This window comes from Lacrimispora algidixylanolytica (assembly GCF_003609635.1).
GTDB classification, from domain to species: Bacteria; Bacillota; Clostridia; order Lachnospirales; family Lachnospiraceae; genus Lacrimispora; species Lacrimispora algidixylanolytica.
On record NZ_MCIA01000031.1, the window covers coordinates 239,677 to 261,773 of the forward strand.

The 22,097-nt window shown below is 41.3% G+C and carries 23 protein-coding genes; 6 read left to right on the forward strand and 17 right to left on the reverse strand.

All coding sequences use genetic code 11. The annotated features are described in order from the left end of the window. Positions 1 to 3: 3 nt before the first annotated feature. The 7 genes from hprK to BET01_RS16235 all read right to left on the reverse strand — a co-directional run bounded on the left by hprK (position 4) and on the right by BET01_RS16235 (position 7,144). Positions 4 to 936 carry an HPr(Ser) kinase/phosphatase gene (gene hprK / locus BET01_RS16205; protein ID WP_120197861.1) on the reverse strand — a complete coding sequence of 311 codons (933 nt, stop codon included), beginning with the start codon at positions 934 to 936 and terminating at the stop codon, positions 4 to 6. Positions 937 to 1,008: 72 nt separating this feature from the next. Next, on the reverse strand, positions 1,009 to 2,877 hold the full coding sequence (gene uvrC / locus BET01_RS16210; protein WP_120197863.1) for an excinuclease ABC subunit UvrC: 1,869 nt from the start codon (positions 2,875 to 2,877) through the stop codon (positions 1,009 to 1,011). Between the two features lie 9 nt (positions 2,878 to 2,886). Beyond that, positions 2,887 to 3,411 carry a DUF1653 domain-containing protein gene (locus BET01_RS16215; RefSeq protein WP_120198073.1) on the reverse strand — a complete coding sequence of 175 codons (525 nt, stop codon included), beginning with the start codon at positions 3,409 to 3,411 and terminating at the stop codon, positions 2,887 to 2,889. 16 nt (positions 3,412 to 3,427) lie between these two features. Next, on the reverse strand, positions 3,428 to 4,807 hold the full coding sequence (locus BET01_RS16220; protein WP_120197864.1) for a putative glycoside hydrolase: 1,380 nt from the start codon (positions 4,805 to 4,807) through the stop codon (positions 3,428 to 3,430). A gap of 118 nt (positions 4,808 to 4,925) precedes the next feature. Beyond that, positions 4,926 to 5,702, reverse strand: a complete 777-nt coding sequence (locus tag BET01_RS16225; protein WP_330513043.1) for a GNAT family N-acetyltransferase — start codon at positions 5,700 to 5,702, stop codon at positions 4,926 to 4,928. Positions 5,703 to 5,723: 21 nt separating this feature from the next. Further along, positions 5,724 to 6,272, reverse strand: coding sequence for a DNA-3-methyladenine glycosylase I (locus BET01_RS16230; protein ID WP_120197868.1), 549 nt, complete (start codon positions 6,270 to 6,272; stop codon positions 5,724 to 5,726). Continuing rightward, positions 6,272 to 7,144 (reverse strand): methionyl aminopeptidase, encoded by an 873-nt coding sequence (locus BET01_RS16235; RefSeq protein ID WP_120197869.1) that lies wholly within the window; start codon positions 7,142 to 7,144, stop codon positions 6,272 to 6,274. Before BET01_RS16235 ends, BET01_RS16230 begins: the two co-directional genes overlap by 1 nt. Positions 7,145 to 7,326: 182 nt before the next feature. Here BET01_RS16235 and BET01_RS16240 point away from each other — a divergent pair, with 182 nt between their 5' ends. Further along, complete coding sequence (locus BET01_RS16240) at positions 7,327 to 8,805, forward strand: DUF1846 domain-containing protein (protein ID WP_120197870.1); 1,479 nt, start codon at positions 7,327 to 7,329, stop codon at positions 8,803 to 8,805. 155 nt (positions 8,806 to 8,960) lie between these two features. Here BET01_RS16240 and BET01_RS16245 read toward each other — a convergent pair whose 3' ends face one another. The 7 genes from BET01_RS16245 to BET01_RS16275 form a co-directional block, all read right to left on the reverse strand. Then, a complete protein-coding gene (locus tag BET01_RS16245) occupies positions 8,961 to 9,473 on the reverse strand; it encodes a CarD family transcriptional regulator (protein ID WP_120197872.1) in 513 nt (170 codons plus the stop codon). A 237-nt stretch (positions 9,474 to 9,710) separates the two neighbouring features. Beyond that, positions 9,711 to 10,361 carry a deoxyribose-phosphate aldolase gene (deoC, locus tag BET01_RS16250; protein ID WP_120197873.1) on the reverse strand — a complete coding sequence of 217 codons (651 nt, stop codon included), beginning with the start codon at positions 10,359 to 10,361 and terminating at the stop codon, positions 9,711 to 9,713. Between the two features lie 19 nt (positions 10,362 to 10,380). Beyond that, complete coding sequence (locus tag BET01_RS16255; RefSeq protein ID WP_120197875.1) at positions 10,381 to 11,706, reverse strand: pyrimidine-nucleoside phosphorylase; 1,326 nt, start codon at positions 11,704 to 11,706, stop codon at positions 10,381 to 10,383. A 20-nt stretch (positions 11,707 to 11,726) separates the two neighbouring features. After that, positions 11,727 to 12,155: a cytidine deaminase gene (locus BET01_RS16260; RefSeq protein WP_120197877.1), complete on the reverse strand. Its 429-nt coding sequence runs from the start codon at positions 12,153 to 12,155 to the stop codon at positions 11,727 to 11,729. A 12-nt stretch (positions 12,156 to 12,167) separates the two neighbouring features. Further along, positions 12,168 to 13,343, reverse strand: coding sequence for a phosphopentomutase (locus BET01_RS16265; protein WP_120197878.1), 1,176 nt, complete (start codon positions 13,341 to 13,343; stop codon positions 12,168 to 12,170). Between the two features lie 50 nt (positions 13,344 to 13,393). Continuing rightward, entirely contained in the window at positions 13,394 to 13,729 is a 336-nt protein-coding gene (locus BET01_RS16270; protein ID WP_120197879.1) for a cyclic-di-AMP receptor, read from the reverse strand. Positions 13,730 to 13,841: 112 nt separating this feature from the next. Continuing rightward, positions 13,842 to 14,420, reverse strand: coding sequence for an NUDIX hydrolase (locus BET01_RS16275; protein WP_120197881.1), 579 nt, complete (start codon positions 14,418 to 14,420; stop codon positions 13,842 to 13,844). 86 nt (positions 14,421 to 14,506) lie between these two features. Here BET01_RS16275 and BET01_RS16280 point away from each other — a divergent pair, with 86 nt between their 5' ends. Continuing rightward, complete coding sequence (locus BET01_RS16280) at positions 14,507 to 15,097, forward strand: ferritin-like domain-containing protein (RefSeq protein ID WP_120197883.1); 591 nt, start codon at positions 14,507 to 14,509, stop codon at positions 15,095 to 15,097. A gap of 27 nt (positions 15,098 to 15,124) precedes the next feature. On the opposite strand, the gene BET01_RS16285 is transcribed toward BET01_RS16280, so the two are convergent. The 3 genes from BET01_RS16285 to BET01_RS16295 form a co-directional block, all read right to left on the reverse strand. Next, entirely contained in the window at positions 15,125 to 17,038 is a 1,914-nt protein-coding gene (locus BET01_RS16285; protein ID WP_120197885.1) for an endonuclease MutS2, read from the reverse strand. A 316-nt stretch (positions 17,039 to 17,354) separates the two neighbouring features. Next, the gene (locus BET01_RS16290; RefSeq protein WP_120197887.1) at positions 17,355 to 18,386 is read right to left on the reverse strand and encodes an NUDIX domain-containing protein; all 1,032 of its coding nucleotides are present in this window, start codon (positions 18,384 to 18,386) and stop codon (positions 17,355 to 17,357) included. Further along, positions 18,376 to 18,801, reverse strand: a complete 426-nt coding sequence (locus tag BET01_RS16295; RefSeq protein ID WP_120197889.1) for a hypothetical protein — start codon at positions 18,799 to 18,801, stop codon at positions 18,376 to 18,378. The genes BET01_RS16290 and BET01_RS16295 overlap by 11 nt, the downstream gene beginning before the upstream one ends. A gap of 1,031 nt (positions 18,802 to 19,832) precedes the next feature. On the opposite strand from BET01_RS16295, the gene BET01_RS16300 reads away from it, so the two are divergent. The 4 genes from BET01_RS16300 to arsD are packed head-to-tail and all read left to right on the forward strand — an operon-like array spanning position 19,833 to position 22,094. Continuing rightward, complete coding sequence (locus BET01_RS16300; protein ID WP_120197891.1) at positions 19,833 to 20,183, forward strand: ArsR/SmtB family transcription factor; 351 nt, start codon at positions 19,833 to 19,835, stop codon at positions 20,181 to 20,183. Next, complete coding sequence (arsB, locus tag BET01_RS16305; RefSeq protein WP_120197893.1) at positions 20,161 to 21,216, forward strand: ACR3 family arsenite efflux transporter; 1,056 nt, start codon at positions 20,161 to 20,163, stop codon at positions 21,214 to 21,216. The genes BET01_RS16300 and arsB overlap by 23 nt, the downstream gene beginning before the upstream one ends. Continuing rightward, a complete protein-coding gene (locus BET01_RS16310; RefSeq protein ID WP_120197895.1) occupies positions 21,206 to 21,697 on the forward strand; it encodes a GNAT family N-acetyltransferase in 492 nt (163 codons plus the stop codon). The genes arsB and BET01_RS16310 overlap by 11 nt, the downstream gene beginning before the upstream one ends. A gap of 22 nt (positions 21,698 to 21,719) precedes the next feature. After that, positions 21,720 to 22,094: an arsenite efflux transporter metallochaperone ArsD gene (gene arsD / locus BET01_RS16315; protein WP_120197897.1), complete on the forward strand. Its 375-nt coding sequence runs from the start codon at positions 21,720 to 21,722 to the stop codon at positions 22,092 to 22,094. Positions 22,095 to 22,097 lie beyond the last annotated feature (3 nt).

Sequence of the window (22,097 nt, forward strand, 5' to 3'; positions counted from 1 at the left end):
ACCTCAATCATCCTGTTTTCTTGACAGGTTTGCCTGGACGCGATTATATAATTCCTGTGCCGCGTTGTACCCCATTTTCTTTTGTCTGTAATTAACAGCCGCTGATTCAACGATAATGGCCAGGTTACGTCCTGGACGTACTGGAATGGAATGACAAACCACCCGGTTTCCTAAAAATTCCGTATACTGGTCTTCAATCCCCAGTCTGTCATACTCTTTATCTCTATCCCAGTCCTCTAACTTAATAACCATGTCAATGGCCTGGGTATCTTTTACACTCTCTACACCAAACAGGGTTTTAACATCAACAATTCCGATTCCCCTTAATTCAATAAAATGCTTGGTAATCTCTGGAGCGCTTCCGATCAGTGTAGCATCGCTCACTTTACGGATCTCTACAACATCATCAGTTACAAGACGATGTCCTCTTTTAATTAGTTCCAGAGCAGCTTCACTTTTACCGATTCCGCTCTCTCCCATAATAAGCACGCCTTCTCCATATACATCCACCAAAACTCCGTGAATGCTGATACAAGGAGCCAACTTCACTTTTAACCAGCGGATAATCTCTGCCATCAGATCAGACGTTGTTTTATCCGAAACAAGGCAAGGAACGCCGTAATGGTTGCAAAGAGCTAAGACATCCTCATCAGGCACCTGGCTTCGGCTGTACACCAGACACGGGATCTGACAGGCTAAAAGCTTATCATACATCTCAAGCTTAATTTCTTTGCCCATCTGATTAATATATTCCTGCTCTACATAGCCGATAATCTGCACTCTTTCATTATCAAAATGATCAAAAAATCCGGTAAGTTGCAGTGCCGGACGATTGACATCTGGATGGCTTAACACTATTTTTTCCGCATCAATTTCCGGTGTCAAATTTCTAAGACTCATCTTTTCGATCAAATCCGTAATCGCTACTCCATGCATGGCGAAACACTCCTTTTTCCATCTGTTTTTTTCATACTAACACAGATTTTGTATTTTGAAAAGCTATAATGGTCAATGAAAGAAATCAAAAACGCTCTTTGCAGCCCTGGCATTCATGCCTGGGACCTTTGCAATATCATCAACCGACGCTTCCTTTAAAGATTCTAGTCCTTTGAATTCACGCATAAGCGCTTTTCTCCTGTTAGGTCCAATTCCTTCAATATCATCAAGGATGGACTTCACCTGTCCCTTGCTCCTTAAGCTTCTGTGATATTCAATTGCAAACCGATGGGCTTCGTCTTGAATTCTAGTAATTAACTTAAATCCTTCCGAATGCTTATCGATTGGGATTTCTATATTGTTAAAGTAAAGACCTCTGGTACGGTGGTTATCATCTTTTACCATACCGCAGACCGGAATTGCAAGGCCCAAGTCCCGGATAACATCAAGAGCAATATTAACCTGCCCCCTACCACCATCCATCATAATCAAATCAGGGAACCGAGTAAAGCTTCCAAGCTCTTCCTCCACACCCTTTTCCTTTAACTCTTCTGCTTCTTTTAAACCATGGGAAAATCTTCTTGTCAACACCTCATGCATGGAAGCATAGTCGTTGGCACCCTTCACCCATTTGATCTTAAACTTTCGATAATCGTTGCGTTTTGGTTTTCCGTTTTCGTAGACAATCATAGAGCCTACTGACTCAAAACCACTTATGTTTGAAATATCAAATGCTTCAATGCGCCTAACTTGAGTAAGCTTAAGCCAACCGCCCACCTCGTTCATAGCTCCAATGGTGCGCAGTTCTTCTCGTTTGATCTTTTCCTTATCCTGAGACAACACAAGAGCAGCATTCTTCTCCGCCAATTCCACCAGACGCTCTTTCTGGCCTTTTTGAGGCACCACGATCTTCACCTTCTGGCCTCGTTTGGAGGACAGCCATTCTCCGATCACCGTCTCATCCTCAAGACCTGTCTGTATCCACAATTCTTTGGGAACAAAAGGAGTTCCTGCATAAAACTGCTTCACAAAACTGGTTAAAATTTGCCTGTTGTCTTCTTCCGCTCCAATGTTAACATGAAAATGTTCTCTGCCAATCAGTCTGCCTTCCCGAACAAAAAACACCTGGACAACCGCATCTTTTTCATCTTTTGCCATGGCAATGATATCTCTGTCTTCCATACCGCTGTCTGTGATCTTCTGCTTTTGAGCAATCTGCTTTACGCTATTTAATAAATCCCGGTACTCAATGGCTTTTTCAAAATCCATCTCATCCGATGCAGCCAGCATCTTCTCTTCTAGCATGGTGATCACCGGATTGTATTTTCCGCCCAAGAATTCAAGCGCCTGACTAATAGAATTGCCGTATTCTTCCTTGTTAATATACCCCTGACACGGAGCCTGGCACTGCTTAATATGGTAATTTAAGCAAGGACGTTCTTTGCCAATGTCTCTTGGAAGGTTCCGGTTGCAAGTTCGAATCTGATAGACCTTATGTATCAGCTCTATGGTATCCTTCACTGCTCCCGCACTTGTATAAGGACCAAAGTATTTGCATTTGTCCTTTTTCATCTCTCTTGAAAAAAAGATTCTTGGAAAGTCCTCATTTACCGTCACTTTGATATAAGGATAAGTCTTATCATCTTTGAGCATGGTATTATAACGGGGACGGTGCTCCTTAATCAAATTACATTCTAATACAAGAGCTTCCAATTCCGTGTCTGTTATAATGTATTCAAACCGGGCGATCCTCGACACCATCTGTTCGATTTTTACCGTCTTGTTTCTGCTGCTTTGAAAATACTGCCTGACCCTGTTTTTTAAGCTGATTGCTTTTCCAACATAGATAATTTCGTCTCGTCTGTCATGCATAATATACACGCCAGGCTGAGATGGCAGTTTTTTTAATTCTTCTTCTATATTAAATTCGATGTGGTCCATGGGAACGAATCACCTCAATCTTGCTCCATCGTATTTATTCTGCAGTTCCAGATGCCGCTTTATTGCGAAATATTTCTCTTCTGGCTCAGAATCCACTCTTCCAATCTCCAGAATCTCGCAAATAGCAAGAAGTTCTTCCTTAGAAAATTCATCCTTTCTATCGTAAAGAACCTCTAATTTCTCATGATACGTCCTTGCGTCAAGAAAAGCAAGAAGATTTTTATTTGCTTCTCTGGTTTCCTCTTTTAAAATTTCAGATTTTTCTTCCAACTGAGGCAACATTTCTTGGGAAATTGGTGCTTCTATGCTCACCTTTTCAAACCGATATTTCTGCACTACATCCGGATATTTCTCATGGTCTACTTCGCTGACAAACATATCATATGGACGGACATACACTTTATAGGTACCATAGAGTGCCTGATATACCACCATATCTTCTCTTGTTTCCGAATGGATTGCTACTGCTAAAATCTGGTATAATTTATCTTTAAAATGTTTATAAAAGTCTCCTGGCCTTAAGTCTCTTTCCATGGCTTCCCTCACTTATCTAATTCCTGGAACCTCCTGTGGTTACAATCACAACATTTGGCTTTTTCTTGGTCTTTTTATCTTTTTTTACAGAACTTTCAGGCGTGGTTTCTTCTTCCTGCACCTGTCCTTCCAGACTATGATACGCTTCACTGCTTTTGCTACTTTCCTTCGTTTCCTGTGGGGCTGCTTGGGTAGACGGCCTTAAACGCTCTATCTCTTCTTGTTCCTTTTTTCCTTCTTCCATGGTAAGGAGACCTTCCCAGGTATAACGGTTGGACGCACTCCAAAGGATCCACTCATCGTATCCCGCATCGTAAACTGCCCGAATCTGATCTCTTACTTCTTTGGGGCCGTATGGAATGTAGTGATCCAAATAGGAGGCCGTAAAGTCCTGAAGCCATGGGCGCACGACTGCCTGTTTGTTTCCTTCTTTTTTGTTCTCTAAAAGTTCTTGTTTGGATCGGTCCAGAGCAGCCAATATGGTTTTATATGGCTCCATGTCCGGATGCTCAATATCAAAATTTCCATCACTGTAGTGGGAAGGATAAATCATAGGACAAATATAGTCCAGGTGCTCAGCCATATCTTCATATACCTGTCCCACTCTCTCTGCATCTACTTTGCTTCCTATTATGGTACCAAACACATCGGCTGAAACGAAGATATCATGGGGTGAAAGCTTATCGTACGCATACTGGATAAATTCTGTAATGACGTCTGTCTTTGAACGGCCTTTTGTATCCTTCTCATCAAAAAACACTTTATTCATGGAACTGTCTGTAGCAAAACGAATATAGTCAAACTGAACTTCATCAAATCCAATCTCTGATGCCTCAATTCCTACCTCAACAAGATAATCCCATACCTCCTGGCGATAAGGATTTACCCATGCAAGCCCCTTATTGTCCCGGTGCAGGCTTCCATCTTTATTCTTAAGGCTCCATTCCGGCTTTTTTTCTGCCAAATAAGGATCGCGGAAAGCCACGACCCTGGCAATGGTATAAAGTCCCCTGGATTTTAATTCTTTCATAAAAGCATTCATATCTTTGATGCACCGTTCTTCGGCACCGATCTCCTGCACCATAGGCGATCCAGCCATGGCAAAGGTAATACGACCATCGTCATTCTTTACATCGATGACAACCGTATTAATCTCTGTTCCTTTTATCTTGTCCAGGATCTTTTCCATGCCTTCTGAGCCTGCCATATAACCGGAGATATAGATTCCCTTCACCTTTACAGGTTTCTTCCCTGGCTGGGCTGAGACCTTAACGGCACTTTCTTCCGTCTCTTTTTGGGTTGAATCTGAATCTTCTAGTTCCGTAACCTTTTTGTATCTGCTGCATCCGGATGCTACTAACGAGCACACAATTACTGCCAAAAGCCATCTTTTCATAATACTCTGTTCACTTTCTTTATGGTTTAAGGTGTCGTATTGTAATAATTATTTAACATTTTACCACATTTTGTAAAATTTACCAGTTAAAAAGTTATATATACCGGATGCAGTCTTTTTAATATCCGCTTATTTCGTATGCAATATACTCATGATCAGGCTCATAGCCAAGTTTTTTAGCCAAGGCAACAGAACCTGGATTTTGGGCATCCCAGCTTGGGTAAATCCCTCTTTTTAAACATTCTAAAATCAATCTGGCTCCACAGGCAAGAGCTGCTCCACGCCGTCTGTAGTCCGATTTTGTATCGATTTCAATTTCAATGCCACCAGGATATACCGAATATGAAGATGCTCCCGATACCACCTGACCATGTACAAGTGCGGCTACCCCCAGTCCTCGTGCGTTATAATCTTCGTAGTCTTCAAACTGGGAGCACATATCTCTAGACCATGACTCAGCCATAATCTTATGATATATTTCCTCATCAATCATATGAAGAGTGAAAGGCTCAGTAAGCCCATTTGCGATTTTCTCCAACTTTTCTTTTTGAAACCCCTTGTCGGTTTTCTTTATGGCATACCTTATCACTTTTTTCGCTTTGGTCTGCCACACTTCTTCGATTTTATCTGCCCACGCCTCATCCCTTGGAACCATAATTATGAAGTCGGATTCTCTTCCCTTTGGTTTATTACGAATCAGCTCTTCATTTGGTACTCCAGAAAAAAGGCTGAAATCTCCAAGTACAACCTGACCAGAACTTGGGGCTATACTGTCATCTGCATAAGCTCTTCCCATGACACCTCCCAGGCAGGACCATATTATAGTTTCTTCCCACCCAGCAAAAAGTGTATGCAAAACAGATGGGTCCTTTAATTCAACAACACCCAAACACAATCACTCCTTCCATATAATATTTTATCGGCAAAAACAGGAGAGTTCGTGATCATTTACCACTCCAACTGCCTGAAGATAGGAATAGATGGTTACAGAACCTACAAATCCCATGCCTCTCTTTTTTAAATCCTTGGAAAGGCGATCGGAAAGCGGAGTCTTAACGGGAAAATCATCATCTTGATTCACGATGATCTCCCCATTGGTAAAGCTCCATAAATAGTCAGAAAAAGAGCCGAATTCCTTTTGAATCGCCATAAATACTCCAGCATTTTTAACGGCTGCTTCCATTTTTTTACGGTTTCTAATGAGTCCCTGATTCTGCATCAGTTCCTCCATCTTTTCTTCCCCGTAAGAAGCCACTTTTTCCACTGAAAACTCATCAAAAGCTTCCCGGAATGATTCTCGCTTTCTCAGTACAGTAATCCAGGACAAACCGGCCTGAAAGGTTTCTAAAAGTAACATCTCATATAGCTTCTTATCATCATATACTGGAACTCCCCATTCTTCGTCATGGTACTTCACGTATACTGGTGATTTTTCATCTACCCAGAAACATCGCTTTTTTTCCATTATCTTGCTAGTACCTCCGGTCCATCTTCCGTAATTAAGATGGTATATTCCCATTGAGCTGACAGGCTGTTATCTGTGGTGTAAATTGTCCAGCCATCTTTGCTATCCTGAACCACATCTGCTTTGCCTGCATTGACCATAGGCTCAACAGTAAAAATCATACCTGGCACAAGAAGCATATCGGTTCCTCTAGTACCGATATGGCTAACCCAAGGCTCTTCATGGAACGCAATGCCTACACCGTGTCCTCCGATTTCTCTAACAACCGTATATCCGTTTGCGTAGATATATTCTGAAATAACCGCACCGATATCTCCTAGATGCCCCCATGCTTTGCATTCTTTAAGGGCAAGGTCTACGCTTTCTTTTGTCACACGCACTAGTTTTTCTGCTTCCGGAGAAACCTTACCAATGCAGTACATTCTAGAAGCATCTGCATAAAATCCATCTACAATGGTAGTTACATCTACATTGATGATATCTCCATCCTTTATGATTCGTTTCGGGTCTGGAATTCCGTGGCACACCACTTCATTGATGGATGTACATACGCTTTTGGGATATCCTTCAAAATTCAATGGTGCTGGGATCCCTCCAAGCCGTATGGTGTTTTCATGAACCAAAGTGTTGATATCCTCTGTACTCATTCCTGCTTTTATATTCTCACTGACGATGTCAAGAATCTGATTATTAATAACACCGGCATGGCGAATTCCCTGAATCTGGGAGGGAGTTTTTATCATGGAATGCTCTGGGACCTCTTCTCCCATAATCGCATAATTTTCTAATCTTTGGTCAAAAGCCAGATGGCAGTTCTTATATTTATTACCGCTGCCACACCAGCATACGTCGTTTCTTCCTGTTCTTAACATTTCTTACCTCCTTCTTACTACACCGTTTTAACATGTTTAGTCACGAATGTAAAGTGTTTCAGCCAAATAAAGGAACAAGGAAAAATCCCATGGCTTTTACCTCCTTTTTATGATACAATTTATTGATATTAAAGGCTAAGAGTTTATGAATGCTCAATACAAGTAACGCTATGGAGGAACAAATGAAATTTGGATTTGATAACAACAAGTATTTAAACATGCAGTCAGAGCATATCAAGGAACGAATTGGTCAATTTGGGGACAAGCTTTATCTGGAATTCGGAGGCAAACTTTTTGATGATTACCACGCCTCCAGAGTACTGCCGGGATTTGAGCCTGACAGCAAACTCCGCATGCTGATGCAGCTTTCTGAACAAGCAGAAATTATTATTGCCATCAATGCAGCCGATATCGAAAAGAATAAAATTCGCCATGACCTGGGCATCACATATGACGTGGATGTGTTCCGCTTGATTCAGTCCTTTACAGACAAAGGGCTTTATGTGGGAAGTGTTGTCATTACTCAGTATTCCGGTCAGAAATCTGCCGATGTATTTAAGACTAAGCTAGAGACTTTAGGAATCTGTGTCTACCGTCATTATATCATTGACGGTTACCCTAGTAATATACCTTTCATTGTCAGCGATGAGGGCTATGGAAGAAATGATTACATAGAAACGAAGAAACCTCTTGTTATCATCACAGCTCCTGGACCAGGCAGTGGCAAGATGGCCACCTGCTTATCCCAGCTCTATCATGAAAACAAAAGAGGCGTCAAGGCCGGATATGCAAAATTCGAGACCTTCCCAGTATGGAATCTTCCATTAAAGCATCCGGTAAATCTTGCCTATGAAGCAGCAACCGCGGATTTAAACGATGTGAATATGATCGATCCTTTTCATCTGGAAGCTTACGGCACGACTACCGTTAATTACAACCGAGACGTGGAAGTTTTCCCAGTATTAAGTGCTATCTTTGAAGAGATTTATGGAGAATGTCCTTATAAATCACCTACGGATATGGGTGTGAATATGGCTGGCTTTTGTATCATAGATGATGAAGTTTGCAGGGAAGCTTCCATGCAAGAGATTTTACGAAGGTATTATCAGGCACTCTTAAGGCTTGCAAAAGATACCGGTTCTAAGGATGAAATCTATAAGATTGAGCTCATTTTAAAGCAAGCGAAAATTACAACAGAGAAGCGACCAGTCATTAAAGCCGCCAACGAACTAGTTGAGCAAAAGGGCTCTCCCTGTGCTGCTCTTCAGTTAGAAGATGGTACCATTATCACTGGAAAAACCACAAACCTTTTGGGTTCCTCTGCTGCTCTTCTTCTAAACGCAGTAAAGGCCTTAGGGGAAATTCCTCATGACGTTCACCTAATCGCTCCATCTGCCATTGAACCAATTCAGAAATTAAAGACTTACTATTTAGGAAGCAAGAACCCAAGGCTGCATACCGATGAGGTTTTAATTGCCCTATCTACATGCGCAGCCACAGATCCTAATGCCCAGATCGCTCTGGAACAGCTTCCAAAGTTAAAAGGATGTGAGGCTCATACTTCCGTAATCCTTTCCGATGTGGATATGAAAATCTTCAAAAAACTTGGGGTTCACCTAACCTGCGAGCCATTATACGAAGAGAATAAAATCTATCATTAAGATAGAGATTATCTCACCTTGGCCATTGACAAAAAGCCGAAAACAAATGTAGAAAAAATGCGTTTTGACCAGTTTTTATAACCGGTCAAAACGCATTTTTTGATTCATATAGTTAAATAAAAATTGCTACCGCAGCTTTATGTTACACAGCCTTGTCAGCTTTCCTCATGACTTACTTGTTTTTCCACGAGACCCTTCACTTTAGTTCTATCCAACAAAAGGGCTGCAGCCAGTTCTCCGTATAGGAGATCTTGAGCCATATTATAATAAAAATCATCTTTTGCGGTACTCTTTTTACCTTCTGCCAATCGCTTCTGCTTTTTTAAATAAAGCGTCTTAATGATCTGCAACCAGCCGGTACCTTCGTTACGCTGCATGATTTCTTTATATTTGCCTTCCCTCTGTCTGTCATCAATCACCCAAATTGTCTCGATTTCTGGAATCTGGTCAATGAGTTCCAATGCCTCTTCCTTGGTAACAGCAGGTCTTATGGCTGCCTTTTGATTGTCTACCGGTGTATAAACCGCGCTGTGCTGCTCTTCGTAAAGCGGCTTAAGTGTGTAATAAAGCCGATCTTCCTGGGCTGCAGAAATAGCAAGACATCCTATGGCGTTTACCTTACAAATACCATGGGTACCATACATAACCAGATCGTTTACCTGAAACATAATGCATTCCTCCTGACTGAACAACAACACAATACTGCCAATGTTACAATTACTCTCCTATAATTGTAACACTTTTTGCACGGTTTTGTCAGTGCTTTTTAAAATTTTGGTTATTTTCGTGAATTATTACCAGATACAACCCTTGTATTATTCGTTCAATTTCAGGATAATTGCCATAAAAAACACCACAAACATCCAAACATTACCAAAATGTCAGATTTTAAAGGGATTTTTTTATCAGTCTTTTTGGGATGCCAGCTTCACTGCCGCACTTGCACCTACTCTGCTGCATCCAGCTTCGATGTAAGCTCTTAAATCTTCCAGTGTGCGAACACCACCTGCTGCCTTGATCTTTACGTCCGGCCCAATATGCGCTTTAAACAGCTCTATATCTTGAAGAGTCGCACCAGCGGTACCAAATCCAGTGGAGGTCTTAATGTAATCAGCTTTTGCGGCAGTCACTGCCTGACACATAGCAATCTTCTCTTCTTCGGTTAAATAGCAAGTCTCAATAATAACCTTTAAGATTTTATCTCCAGTTTCTTTCTTTAATTCTCTGATTTCTTCTTCTACCTTACCATACTCACCATTTTTTACGTCAGCAAGATTAATTACCATATCTACTTCTGATGCTCCGTCTAAAATCGCCTTCTTGGTCTCCAGAACTTTTGACTCTGTGACGCTATAGCCAAGGGGAAATCCTACTACAGTACAGATATTAAGAGTTGGGAATTCTTCATGAACTCTTTTAATACAACAAGGTGGAATGCATACAGAAGCAGTTTTATATTCTACTGCCTCCTTACAAAGTTCCTTAATTTCTTCCCAGGATGCCACCGCTTTTAATACCGTATGGTCTACGTAGCTTAACATTTCTAAATCAGTCATTTGTTTTATTCCCTTTCTTTTATACCAGACGTTCTACGCCTGATTTTGTGATTCTTGCATAAATAAGAGGCTCTGCCACAGGCTTATCATCACCGATGGTAACGGCACTTAAGAATTCTTCTAAAGAAGCAGTAAACAATTCTTCCCTAGAAGTATAAAGCACTGCCATAACTTCTCCCTCAACCACACTCTGGCCTACCTTTTTTAGGAGTGCAATTCCAGCAGTATAGTCGATTTCACTTTCCTTCGTCACTCTTCCTGCTCCAAGCATGGAAGAAGCAATGCCACACCGTTCTGTATCCATATGGGTAATGTAACCGCTTTTTGGTGCTATGACTTCACGCTTAAAGGGTGCCTTTTCAAAAAGGGAAGTATTCTTGATAACAGAGGAATCCCCTCCCTGGGCCTCAACCATAGCCACTAGACGCTCTAGTGCGCTTCCATCTGCAATGGTTTTTTCTGCTAACCCTCTGCATACGTCAAGGCTTCCTTTTCCTGCCAGATAAAGCATACCGGACGCAAGTTGCAAGCACACCTCGGTTAGATCCTCAGGGCCTTTCCCTTTTAAGGTTTCAGCTGCCTCAATAACCTCTAAACTATTACCAATGAGACTTCCAAGAGGGATGTCCATATTGGTGATCAATGCCATGGTTTTCTTTCCTGCATGCTCCCCAATAGCCACCATCTTTTCAGCCAAAGTGATAGAGTCTTCCAGGGTTTTCATAAATGCTCCGCTTCCTGTTTTCACATCCAAAAGAATGCAATCACTGCCTGCGGCAAGCTTTTTGCTCATAATTGATGCAGCAATCAGTGGGATACTTTCAACCGTTGCAGTGACATCCCGGAGGGCATAAAGCTTTTTATCTGCTGGTGCCAGATTGCCAGACTGTCCGATTACGGAAAGACCTGTGGCATTTACCACCTGGAAAAATTCTTCTTCTGTCAACGTAGTACGCATTCCAGGAATGGACTCCATCTTATCAACAGTTCCTCCGGTGTGTCCAAGTCCCCGCCCAGACATCTTGGCAACCTTGACGCCGCAAGCAGCCACAATGGGTGCCACCACCAAAGTAGTCTTATCCCCTACTCCGCCGGTAGAATGCTTATCCACCTTAATTCCCTGAATCGGGGACAAATCTACCATATCCCCGGAATGAGCTACCTGGTTTGTTAAAACAGCCGTCTCTTTATCGCTCATTCCATTTAAATAAATAGCCATCAGCATCGCTGACATCTGATAATCGGGAATCTCTCCCTTTACATAGCCATCTATCATAAAACGGATCTCTTCCTCATTGAGTGTTTCTCCGTTTCGCTTTTTAGCAATTACATCATACATCCTCATGGTTTTCCGTCCCCTCATTCTTAACTGGATTTTAAACTGTCATTTGTAAATCCCATAGGGAGTATCTCCCTTAAGGTATAAACGGATGTCTTATCTCCGGCTCCCAGAATAATCTGAAAATCATCCGGATCACAAAACTCTGCCATTACTTGTCTGCAGACTCCGCAAGGAGCACAAAAGTCTCCTTCTTTTCCACATTTATTCCCTACAATTGCAATGGCATCAAATTCTTTGATTCCCTCTGAAACTGCTTTGAAAAATGCGGTTCTTTCAGCACAGTTTGTTGGAGAAAAAGAAGCATTTTCAATATTGCATCCCCGGTAAACGGTTCCGTTTTTCGCCAACAGGGCCGCTCCCACACAAAAATCTGAATATGGCACATATGCCATCTTCTGTGCCTCATAGGCCTCTGCTACCAGCATGTTTTTTGTAGATTCACTCAGTATCATAGGCACCTCCTGTTATTTTGCTACTTGATCTAAAAAGCTCTTTCCTGCGATATCACCCTTTACGCCAAACAAATCAAGAACGGTCGCTGCAATATCTGCAAACATGTCTCTCGTACCGATGGAAACACCTTCCTTAATTCCTTCTCCATACATGAGCATTGGTGTGTACTCTCTGGAATGGTCCGTACTTGGAGTGCCTGGATCACAGCCATGATCCGCGGTGATCATAAGAACATCATCCGATCTCATACCTTTTATAAATTCTCCCAGCTGCACATCAAAATCAGTTGCCGCCTGGGCATATCCCTTCACATCGTTACGATGACCGTATACCATATCAAAGTCTACCAGATTCACAAAGCAGATGCCTTTAAAATCATCTTTTTGAGCTTCCAAAGTCTTAACCATACCGTCGTTATTATTGACGATGGAAGTGGTCTTATCAATTCCTTTTCCCGCGAATATATCGTATATCTTACCAATACCGATGGTATCATAACCAGCCTCCTGCAAGCAGTCAAGCATGGTCGTCTTCGGTGGAAGAAGAGAAAAGTCATGGCGATGAGGGGTTCTCTTAAAATTAGGATGGGTCCCATCAAACGGTCTGGCAATCACCCGGCCTAAGGCGTGTTTTCCAGTCAACAATTCTCTTGCTATTTTGCAGTAGTTGTAAAGCTCCTCAAGAGGGACTACTTCTTCATGTGCTGCGATCTGGAATACGCTGTCTGCTGATGTATAAACGATCAAATCCCCTGTCTTTACATGTTCCTCACCAAAATCTCTTATGACATCCGTACCGGAATATGGCATATTACAAAGAATTCCGCGGCCTGTCTGCTTTTTAAATTCAGTGAGAATTTCCTCTGGGAAGCCGTTGGGGTATGTGGGAAGAGGCTCTTCGGATATAATTCCGGCGATTTCCCAATGTCCTATGGTAGTATCTTTTCCCTGAGATGTCTCTGTAAGGCGTCCGTAAGAACCTATTGGGTTTTCTTCTTTTTCTCCTGCGGTCACTCCATCTATGTTAAACATTCCCAGTTTTTTCAGATTAGGTGTGTAAAACTCATCTGCCTTTGCTATGCTTCCAAGTGTATTGCTGCCTTCGTCATGGAATTTAGCTGCATCTGGTGCTTCTCCGATTCCAAAGCTGTCCAGTACGATTAAAAATACTCGTTTTGTATCTGACATATTAATACCTCCTGTTACGAAAAGGGATTGCTCTGCAATCCCTTAAACAATTAAATTTTTTCAAATCTTTCCACATCTGTTACAAATATAGTAGCACCGCCGAGTTCAACTGTCGTTGGCATCATCATAAAGCCAGATGAGACAGAGGCTAAGTTTGGCGCCGGTACATTATATGTTATTTTCTGGCGTTTCCCACAGGTATCTTTAATCAAATCTATAATTACTTCAACCTGTTCGTCTTCCGTACCTATCATCAAAGTCGTATTGCCCTTTTTTAAGAAGCCGCCTGTAGTGGCAAGTTTTGTCACGCTGTACTGGTGTTCATTCAGTGCATCGGTCACCCGGTTTCCATCATCGGAGCTTACGATAGCATAAATTATCTTCATATCTACCACCTCACTTTTCATTTGGCAAAACTGCATTTATTAGATGGTTCTATTATAATGCATAATCAGGAAAAATAAAACAACCAATCCTAAAATATTTATAAGTTTTCTGTTAATAAGCAAGATATCGCATTTTATAAAGAAGCTTTTGATAAATTCGTTCCTTCATCCATGGCTCATTGACTTCCTTTAGGCATTCTTCTAGGTCAAACCAGCCTACTGCGCTGTTTTCGTCCGCTTTGTTTCGAATGGGTAACCCATCATCTGCTTCCAATATATAAGTTATGTTTAAATGGAGATGAGATGAAACATAAACTCCTTTTTTTTCATGCCCGTCTACGGTAAGAATCTCCAAGGAGAAAATATCTTTTGTTACCGGTTCCACCTTACTAACTCCAGTCTCCTCCATGGCTTCCTTAACTGCTACAGAAAGCAGATCCATTTCCCCATCCGCGTGGCCTCCAGTCCAGGCCCATGATTCATAAATATTGTGATAAGCCAGAAGTACCTTTTTATGGGACGGATTTACCACCCAACCAGAAGAAGAGATATGGGCTTGCTTATTTTCTCTGTAAAAACAGGCGTCTCCCTGCCGTAAATAATCAAGGATCAGCTCCTTATCCCGCTCCTCCTGCTCATTGTATGGAGAAAAACACTCCACAGATTGAATCAATTGCAATCTATCACCCATTTTATTTTGTCCCCTTTTCATCTTTTTTTAGCATACTCTACCATCTTAAGGATATATTTAATTGAATAAATAAAACGAGGTATCGTATGAAATTATCATCGCTTGTATTTGCTGATCCTTCTCCATGGCCTCCCTTAGAGGTGGCCTCAAAAAATGAGCGGTACGCCAACGCCATACTCTCAAACATAGGAGCTTCTAATTCTGAAATGTCTGCAATTAGCCTTTATGTTTACAACAGTATCATCACTAAGAATCACTTTGTTGACATTGCAGAATGCTTTCACAAAATTAGTGTGGTCGAGATGCGCCATCTAAATGCCTTTGGCGAGCTGTGCGTACAACTGGGAGTTGACCCAAGACTATGGAGCAACCAAAACGGTCGCATGAACTACTGGTCACCATCCTACAACCGTTATCCAACCAGAATCGGAGAACTGGTGACCAATGCCCTTAATGGGGAGCTTGAGTCCATACAAAAATATCAGGCTCAGGTTCAATGGATTGACGACTGTCAGATTCAGGCCATTTTAAACCGGATTATCGCCGATGAACAGTGTCATGTAGCCATATTCCGGCATATCCTGGCTGAGCTAAATGGCGAAAGCCTGATTCAATCTGCCGAATGCGGTGACTCAGAAGAAGCAGACATAACCGAAGATGAATATGAGCCATTATAATGCAATATTTTTCAGTAAGGCCTGGGGTTACTCTGTCTTTATTTCCAGGCCTTCCTGATAACCCTTATCCATTTTGTGTCTGGCTTTACGATTTTCCACCGTATCAAAAATGATGGAGAAATCATACCCCTCCGGATATAATTGGGCGGCAGGAACCAACAACTGAATCCGTTTATGGTTGATCCATATCTTTTTATCGGGTAACTGTACCTGTAACACACCTTGATCGTTGACTGGTTTGCATACAATCCCCTTTTTCTTATCCGGGTATACACAGATACTGTCCCCAACGGTATATTTTGTTTGTATTTCATTTTTATGTTCAGCACTTTGACTCTTACCTAGCTTCTTATCTTTGCGAGGCTGCTTTAGCCCTTCTTTTATATCACGTTCAAATTTTAGTTGGTCAGGACTTTCCCATTCTCCGTAAGCATATCTTTTGGCTCTTTCTACCATTTGTTCCGACATCCCAAGCCGCATTGCTATATCCAGGGCACAGCTTTCTCCTGCTTCTCCAATCTCCATCCGGTATAGCGGCTTTAGGGTTTCCTTGTCAAAGGCCATACGTGCATTGGTGATTCCTTCTCTTTCCTTAGCATAAGTCTTTACCTCTGGATAATGGGTGGTTGCCAAGAACAGGCAGCCTTTGAGCCTAAGCTCATCTAATATTGCAATTGCGATTCCCATACCCTCCAAAGGATCCGTTCCAGATCCCAGCTCGTCAAGGAGAACAAGGCTTTCTTTTCCAACTTCCTTTAAAATCTTCATGACATTGGTAATGTGTGCAGAAAATGTAGAGAGATTTTCCGTAATATTCTGGCCGTCTCCAATATCACACAACACTTGCCGATTCATGCATAGCTCTGCTTCCACACATGGCACATGAAGCCCACATTGAGCCATGAGAGAAAACAATCCAACGGTTTTAATGGATACGGTTTTCCCACCTGTGTTTGGCCCAGTGATAACGATTCCCCGTTCTTTCTTACCAAGTTCAATGGTAAGGGGCACCACGGATTTTGGTTCCATAAGGGGATGACGTCCATCAACGATACGGATGAACTGTTCCGTATTCATAAACGGTTCTACGCCTTCCATCTCCTGACTCAAACGGCCTTTGGCAAATAGAAAATCCAGTTTATCCAGATATCGCTTGTTCTTCTCCAATACCGGTAGATTCTCTTCTACAATCGCGGTCAGGGTATATAGAATTCTCCTAACCTCATTTTCTTCCTCAATCCGCAATCGTTCCAGCTCTTCATTCATGACTGCGATGGCCGATGGCTCGATAAATAAGGTGGAACCAGTTGATGACTGACCGATTACACTTCCAGGTACAGAGGATTTATAATCTTTTTTTACGGGCAGACATATTCTTTCATTTCTTATGGTTACGTAAGAGTCTGAGAACCAGTTTTTATTCTTCCGCAAGATCGCTTCTGCTTTCGTCCTCAATCGCTCTTCCAGCCTGCCGATCTCCTGACGGACGCTTTTTAGCAGTTTACTCGCGTGGTCTTCCACTCTTCCATTTCGAATGCTTTCACGGATCATATCTGACAAATCCATCATAGGATCCAGCTCAAGTTCATAGTAAGGTAGACTTAATTCCAGGTACTTGCAGCGGTTTAAAAAGTCTTTCAACCTCTTTACGCCGGTTAGCATGACACCGGTCTCCTCCAGCTCTTCTGCCAAAAGACAACCGCCCTGCTTTGTGGTTGTGATTATGTTAGATAGATCTTTCATCCCTACTGCCGGCGGAAGCCCCATTCGGTCCAGTATAATCCTGGCTTCCGTGGTGTTTTGAAGGTCTTTTTTCACTTGACTTTCTACGTTGCTAGGCATCAAATTCCTGATCTGATCTTGTGCTGCTTCTGTATGGGAAAAGCTTTCTAGTTTTTCTAATATCCGATTAAATTCCAATGTTTGAAATGTATGGTTCATGTCTTTCTCCTTGATTTTAAATGATTGATAAGATTCTAAAATCCATGGAGTATAAATGCAATTAGCCTTTGAGACAACAAAAAACCTGGGAGATCACAAACGACATCTCACAGGTAATAAACCTAATCTGTCTGCTTTGTATCTTCATGGGCAAAACAGGTACACAAAACAAAGGATAAGCCGACATGCTTTCCTTACATGATTCCTGTTTTCTTTATAAAATTGCTTTATGCTCCATGCTCAGACACAATTAACAAACACACACATCCTATTCTTTTCTATTCTTTCTTCAATATAACATACCAAACCATTGCGGTCAACGACATTTTTTTGTATTCCACCAGTCAGCCAACATAAGGATTTCCTTCTCGTTTAGACAGTGGCTTATGGTACCTGACTTCATATGTAAAAGACAAGTTTCATAATCCATCCATAGAACTGATTCTACTTCTAAAGGATCAAGAACCAAGTCTGCTTCCTCCACTGTTTTTTCATAGGCATACACCTGACTGACCTCTCGGTTAAAGAAGGTTTTTCCATAAAACTCTCTTTTATCATATTCACTTCGAAGACCTACAAAGGCAAGTTCCTTAGGCAAATCCTTAATCCCAAGCTCCTCTTCTAATTCTCTGACTGCGGATTCCAGATAGTCGCTTCCTGCGATAAGGTGACCTGCCGAAGAAACATCATAGCAGCCTGGATAGGAGTCCTTTATGGCACTGCGCTTTTGCAGTAGTAGATCAAAACCGTTCGTTTCATTTGGCCTTATGATCCAAACGTGGGCGGTACCATGAAGAATTCCTTCCCGATGCATGAAAAACCTGGCCATCACCCTTCCAGTCAAGCTCCCGTCTGGTCGTCTTTCCTCCAGAAGTTCTAAAGGTTCACCATTTAATATGGCAGCGGATAAACACTCTCCTTTATAAACCAGCTTTAACGAAAAAAATGGAATGTCATCTTTCAAAAGCTCAAAGAAGATCAGATCTCCTTCCCATAAGGGAAGTTGTCCCGTTTTTTCTTTGGGAACCCATTCCAAATGTCCTTCATTGCATTCTGCTAAAGTACCTTCAAATTTGTCTGAAGTATATAAAAACATATAATCATCTGGATACTCATCGGATACAAAGGTCACGATTCCTCTCTGACGATAAGAAAGAAGGGTCAGTCCAGTTTCCTCTTTTACTTCCCTTAAAAGGCATTCCTCGGGACTTTCTCCATCCTCTAGATGTCCTCCTACCCCAAGCCATTTATCCTGATTCATATCGTTTTTCTTCTTTATCCGATGCAGCATCAGATAACTGCCCTCCTGCTCCATGTAACACAGGGTTGTAAGGTTATTATGAGCCATCTGCTCTCTCCATTCCAGCCTGTTCCGTGATTACAGCATCCATGTTAATCTCTTTATCATGGTAGGTATCTTCATTGCCTACATCCCCAACCTGTATCTGGACTACACAGTTGGTCTTTTCCTCTTTATATAATACCGGGATACGGTATAGACCTGGTGTGTTCCAATCACATTGGGTTAAATCAAAACTGAATTTCGTATGATCATAGAGTTTCTCAGAAAAATATCCATCTGCCTTTAAATCCAGAGCTTCACCAACACTAGTTTTTGCGTAGAAGGTAGTTGTGATATTCTTATCAAATATGGGTTTTGTCCTATTTTTTAATATCTGAGTCAACAAAATCATTGCCGCTGCCACAGCAAAGACTCCAGACAAACTGAGGCGAATCCATCGTTTTCTTTTATTTTGTTCCATATTCTCCTCCATACTCTTTTTAGTTTCTTATTTATCTTTGGAATGACAAGCCATTTGGTTTTGATTTCCCCATCACTAAGAAAAAGCCTGACTGCAGGTTATCTCTATGATGACTGCAGTCAGGCTGGATACCTAAAAATCAACCCGGCTGATCCTTATTTACTTGCTTATTATCTGTGACCAGCAAAAATATCATCGGCATCTATCTTATCACAGATTCTTAAGAATCACCTTTCTTGTTCCCTTAAGATTTTCTGAATTTTACATGATTTCTTGTTCCAATCAGGACATAGGGCAACATGCCATATAATACCATGCTCCACTGCCCTCTAAATCTCTGACGGGCACCAATCGTCATACAATCCGGTAGCAAAAGAACCCAACCGTTCGTTATCAGGTACTTTTCATCTTAAATCGGTATATAAATTAAAGATTACCATCTACAAGCGGCAACAATGCCTTTCCATAATTGTTCAGCATCCATTGCCTTACATTTACAGATTAACAACTAAGATACTGTGATTCACTGCCCACTAATATTATATGTCTTTTCCTATCCCCCAGTGTACAAGGTACTGTTCAGAGGTTTAACTGCGTCTTAAAGTCATTAAACTGCGAGAAAAGGATCCACCACATAGATTAAATCGTATGTGAAACAGTGGCTTTAGAACAATATGGTATAAAACGCACCTATAATCAAAAATCTCCGACATTTGAAAGAAATAAAACAACCTATCTATAGATATTTCGGAACATTCTAGATTTTATTAAGGATTTGGTCGATATTTTTATGGAATTTAGTGACTATTTTTAGATAGAACTGATTTCCAGCCAGAGACATAATGGTAACGTAAGCATCTAGCCTGATTTTTCATAAGTTCAATGTTTGAAAATTATCTATAGTAAACTTTCTATTATAAGACATCCCTGTTTTTGCGGTTGTCTTATTTTTTAATATAAATTCACATTGACATTCTTCGATTTGATGCATATACTACTCATATCGAAGAATATAGATGTGAGGTGAAGATATGGAAAAATATTCGGAATATACAAAAGTGTTTAAGGTGCTGGGTGACACCAAAAGAGCTATGATAGTAGATATGCTTTCTTGCGGGGAGCTTTGTGCTTGTATGATTTTAGAGAAATTTGAAATGTCCCAGTCCACGCTGTCCCATCACATGAAGCTCCTATGTGAATGTGGTCTTGTCAAAGGAAGGAACGAAGGTAAATGGACCTATTATTCTTTAAACGAAGAAACTATCAGTAAAACAAAACAGTTTTTCTGTTCTATCACCAGCGACAAAGAAAACTGTATTTGTAAGGAAAATTCAAATCATTGTAAAGGATGTGAGGAATATGAGCAAGGAAAAAAACACTGAAATTGGATTCTTTGAAAAATACCTAACAATTTGGGTACTGATTTGTATGGGGGTGGGAATCTTAATTGGTAAGTTCCTTCCAGGGATTCCTAAATTATTAAGTCGCTTTGAATATGCACAAATATCCATTCCCATCGCCATACTCATTTGGGTGATGATATACCCCATGATGATGAAAGTGGATTTTCAGTCCATCAAAAATGTACGGAACAATCCACTGGGGCTTCTCATATCCAGCGGAACAAGCTGGCTGATTAAACCGTTTCTGATGTTTGGTCTTGCATCATTCTTTTTCTACGTTGTTTTTAAAGCCTTCATACCAGCCGAACTCGCACAAAGTTATGTCGCTGGAGCCGTCTTGCTGGGTGCTGCCCCCTGTACCGCAATGGTGTTTGTTTGGAGTAATCTTACCAAAGGTGACCCTGCTCATACGTTAGTGCAAGTGGCAGTTAATGACCTTATTATCCTCGTTGCATATGTCCCCATTGTATCCTTTTTATTGGGAGTGACAAATATTTTTGTGCCTTGGGATACGCTAATTGTTTCTATTGTTTTATTTGTTGTCGTTCCGCTGGCGGGTGGTTTTCTCACTCGGCATTTCATAGTCAAGAACAAAGGCGAGGAATATTTTACTCAAAAATTTATACCTAAGTTTGATCGTATTACGACCCTAGGACTTCTCCTAACATTGATTATCATCTTCTCTTTCCAAGGGGATGCCATACTTAAAAATCCGCTGCATGTCCTCTTGATTGCTGTCCCCCTGATACTGCAAAATATCCTTACTTCCGCCTTTGCATATTGGATGTGTAAAGTGACCAAACAACCCCATAATGTTGCGGCTCCTGCTGCACTCATTGGAGCATCAGATTTTTTTGAGCTGTCGGTGGCTGTTGCTATTGCACTTTTCGGACCCACTTCCCCGGTGGTGCTAGTCTGTACCGTTGGAGTTTTAACAGAAGTACCCGTTATGCTCTTACTCGTAAGATTTGTAAATAATACAAAGGGATGGTTTCCTAAAAATGAATTATAAAATTAGAGAAATGCTAAAAAGTGATTGGAATCAAATCAGTGAAATTTACCAACAAGGAATGGATACGAACCTCGCAACATTTCAAACGGAATGTCCCACTTATGAAGAATTTGATCAGTCCCATATGGATCAATGCCGCCTTGTAATAACAGATGATACTACGATTGTTGGTTGGGCTGCTTTATCACCTGTATCAAGCCGTTGTGTCTATCGTGGCGTAGCAGAAGTCAGCATTTATATCCATAATACCTATAGAGGAAAAGGTGCCGGAAGTCAACTGCTGAACTACCTGTCCGGGCAATCTGAAAAAGATGGATTCTGGACACTGCAATCTGGAATCATGGCTGACAATAAAGCAAGTATTTGTTTCCATGAAAAATGTGGTTTCCGTCAAGTTGGATTCCGTGATCGAATCGGGAAAGATCGTTTTGGACAGTGGCGTAATACGGTTTTAATGGAACGAAGAAGCAATTTAATTTAATCATATAAAGGAGATAACTATCATGAAAAAAATGCAAATATTTGAACCCGCAATGTGTTGTGATACAGGTCTTTGCGGTGTGAGTGTAGACCCTGAACTGCTCCGCATTTCCACGGTGTTAAATACACTGAAAAAAAACGGGGTCGCAGTTGACCGCTTTAATTTAAGCAGTGCACCTATGGCCTTTGTTAATAACAAAGTTATCAACACCTTTATCAATGAAAAAGGGGTTGAGGATCTTCCTGCTGTTCTGATCGATGAAAGTATCGTGATTATAGGACGTTATCCGACCAACGAGGAGCTTGTTTCTCTGCTGGAGGTTCCAGCTAGCTATTTGACGGAAACAAAAGCCGCTAAGCAAGGCGGTTGTTGCTGTTCTGACGGGAATTGCTGTTAAATT

What these genes read in the sequence shown, in the direction of transcription:
- hprK (WP_120197861.1), bottom strand. Translation starts at nt 936, where the DNA reads ATGCATGGAGTAGCGATTACGGATTTGATCGAAAAGATGAGTCTTAGA.
- uvrC (WP_120197863.1), bottom strand. Translation starts at nt 2,877, where the DNA reads ATGGACCACATCGAATTTAATATAGAAGAAGAATTAAAAAAACTGCCA.
- BET01_RS16215 (WP_120198073.1), bottom strand. Translation starts at nt 3,411, where the DNA reads ATGGAAAGAGACTTAAGGCCAGGAGACTTTTATAAACATTTTAAAGAT.
- BET01_RS16220 (WP_120197864.1), bottom strand. Translation starts at nt 4,807, where the DNA reads ATGAAAAGATGGCTTTTGGCAGTAATTGTGTGCTCGTTAGTAGCATCC.
- BET01_RS16230 (WP_120197868.1), bottom strand. Translation starts at nt 6,272, where the DNA reads ATGGAAAAAAAGCGATGTTTCTGGGTAGATGAAAAATCACCAGTATAC.
- BET01_RS16235 (WP_120197869.1), bottom strand. Translation starts at nt 7,144, where the DNA reads ATGTTAAGAACAGGAAGAAACGACGTATGCTGGTGTGGCAGCGGTAAT.
- BET01_RS16240 (WP_120197870.1), top strand. Translation starts at nt 7,327, where the DNA reads ATGAAATTTGGATTTGATAACAACAAGTATTTAAACATGCAGTCAGAG.
- BET01_RS16245 (WP_120197872.1), bottom strand. Translation starts at nt 9,473, where the DNA reads ATGTTTCAGGTAAACGATCTGGTTATGTATGGTACCCATGGTATTTGT.
- deoC (WP_120197873.1), bottom strand. Translation starts at nt 10,361, where the DNA reads ATGACTGATTTAGAAATGTTAAGCTACGTAGACCATACGGTATTAAAA.
- BET01_RS16255 (WP_120197875.1), bottom strand. Translation starts at nt 11,706, where the DNA reads ATGAGGATGTATGATGTAATTGCTAAAAAGCGAAACGGAGAAACACTC.
- BET01_RS16260 (WP_120197877.1), bottom strand. Translation starts at nt 12,155, where the DNA reads ATGATACTGAGTGAATCTACAAAAAACATGCTGGTAGCAGAGGCCTAT.
- BET01_RS16265 (WP_120197878.1), bottom strand. Translation starts at nt 13,343, where the DNA reads ATGTCAGATACAAAACGAGTATTTTTAATCGTACTGGACAGCTTTGGA.
- BET01_RS16270 (WP_120197879.1), bottom strand. Translation starts at nt 13,729, where the DNA reads ATGAAGATAATTTATGCTATCGTAAGCTCCGATGATGGAAACCGGGTG.
- BET01_RS16275 (WP_120197881.1), bottom strand. Translation starts at nt 14,420, where the DNA reads ATGGGTGATAGATTGCAATTGATTCAATCTGTGGAGTGTTTTTCTCCA.
- BET01_RS16280 (WP_120197883.1), top strand. Translation starts at nt 14,507, where the DNA reads ATGAAATTATCATCGCTTGTATTTGCTGATCCTTCTCCATGGCCTCCC.
- BET01_RS16285 (WP_120197885.1), bottom strand. Translation starts at nt 17,038, where the DNA reads ATGAACCATACATTTCAAACATTGGAATTTAATCGGATATTAGAAAAA.
- BET01_RS16290 (WP_120197887.1), bottom strand. Translation starts at nt 18,386, where the DNA reads ATGGCTCATAATAACCTTACAACCCTGTGTTACATGGAGCAGGAGGGC.
- BET01_RS16295 (WP_120197889.1), bottom strand. Translation starts at nt 18,801, where the DNA reads ATGGAACAAAATAAAAGAAAACGATGGATTCGCCTCAGTTTGTCTGGA.
- BET01_RS16300 (WP_120197891.1), top strand. Translation starts at nt 19,833, where the DNA reads ATGGAAAAATATTCGGAATATACAAAAGTGTTTAAGGTGCTGGGTGAC.
- arsB (WP_120197893.1), top strand. Translation starts at nt 20,161, where the DNA reads ATGAGCAAGGAAAAAAACACTGAAATTGGATTCTTTGAAAAATACCTA.
- BET01_RS16310 (WP_120197895.1), top strand. Translation starts at nt 21,206, where the DNA reads ATGAATTATAAAATTAGAGAAATGCTAAAAAGTGATTGGAATCAAATC.
- arsD (WP_120197897.1), top strand. Translation starts at nt 21,720, where the DNA reads ATGAAAAAAATGCAAATATTTGAACCCGCAATGTGTTGTGATACAGGT.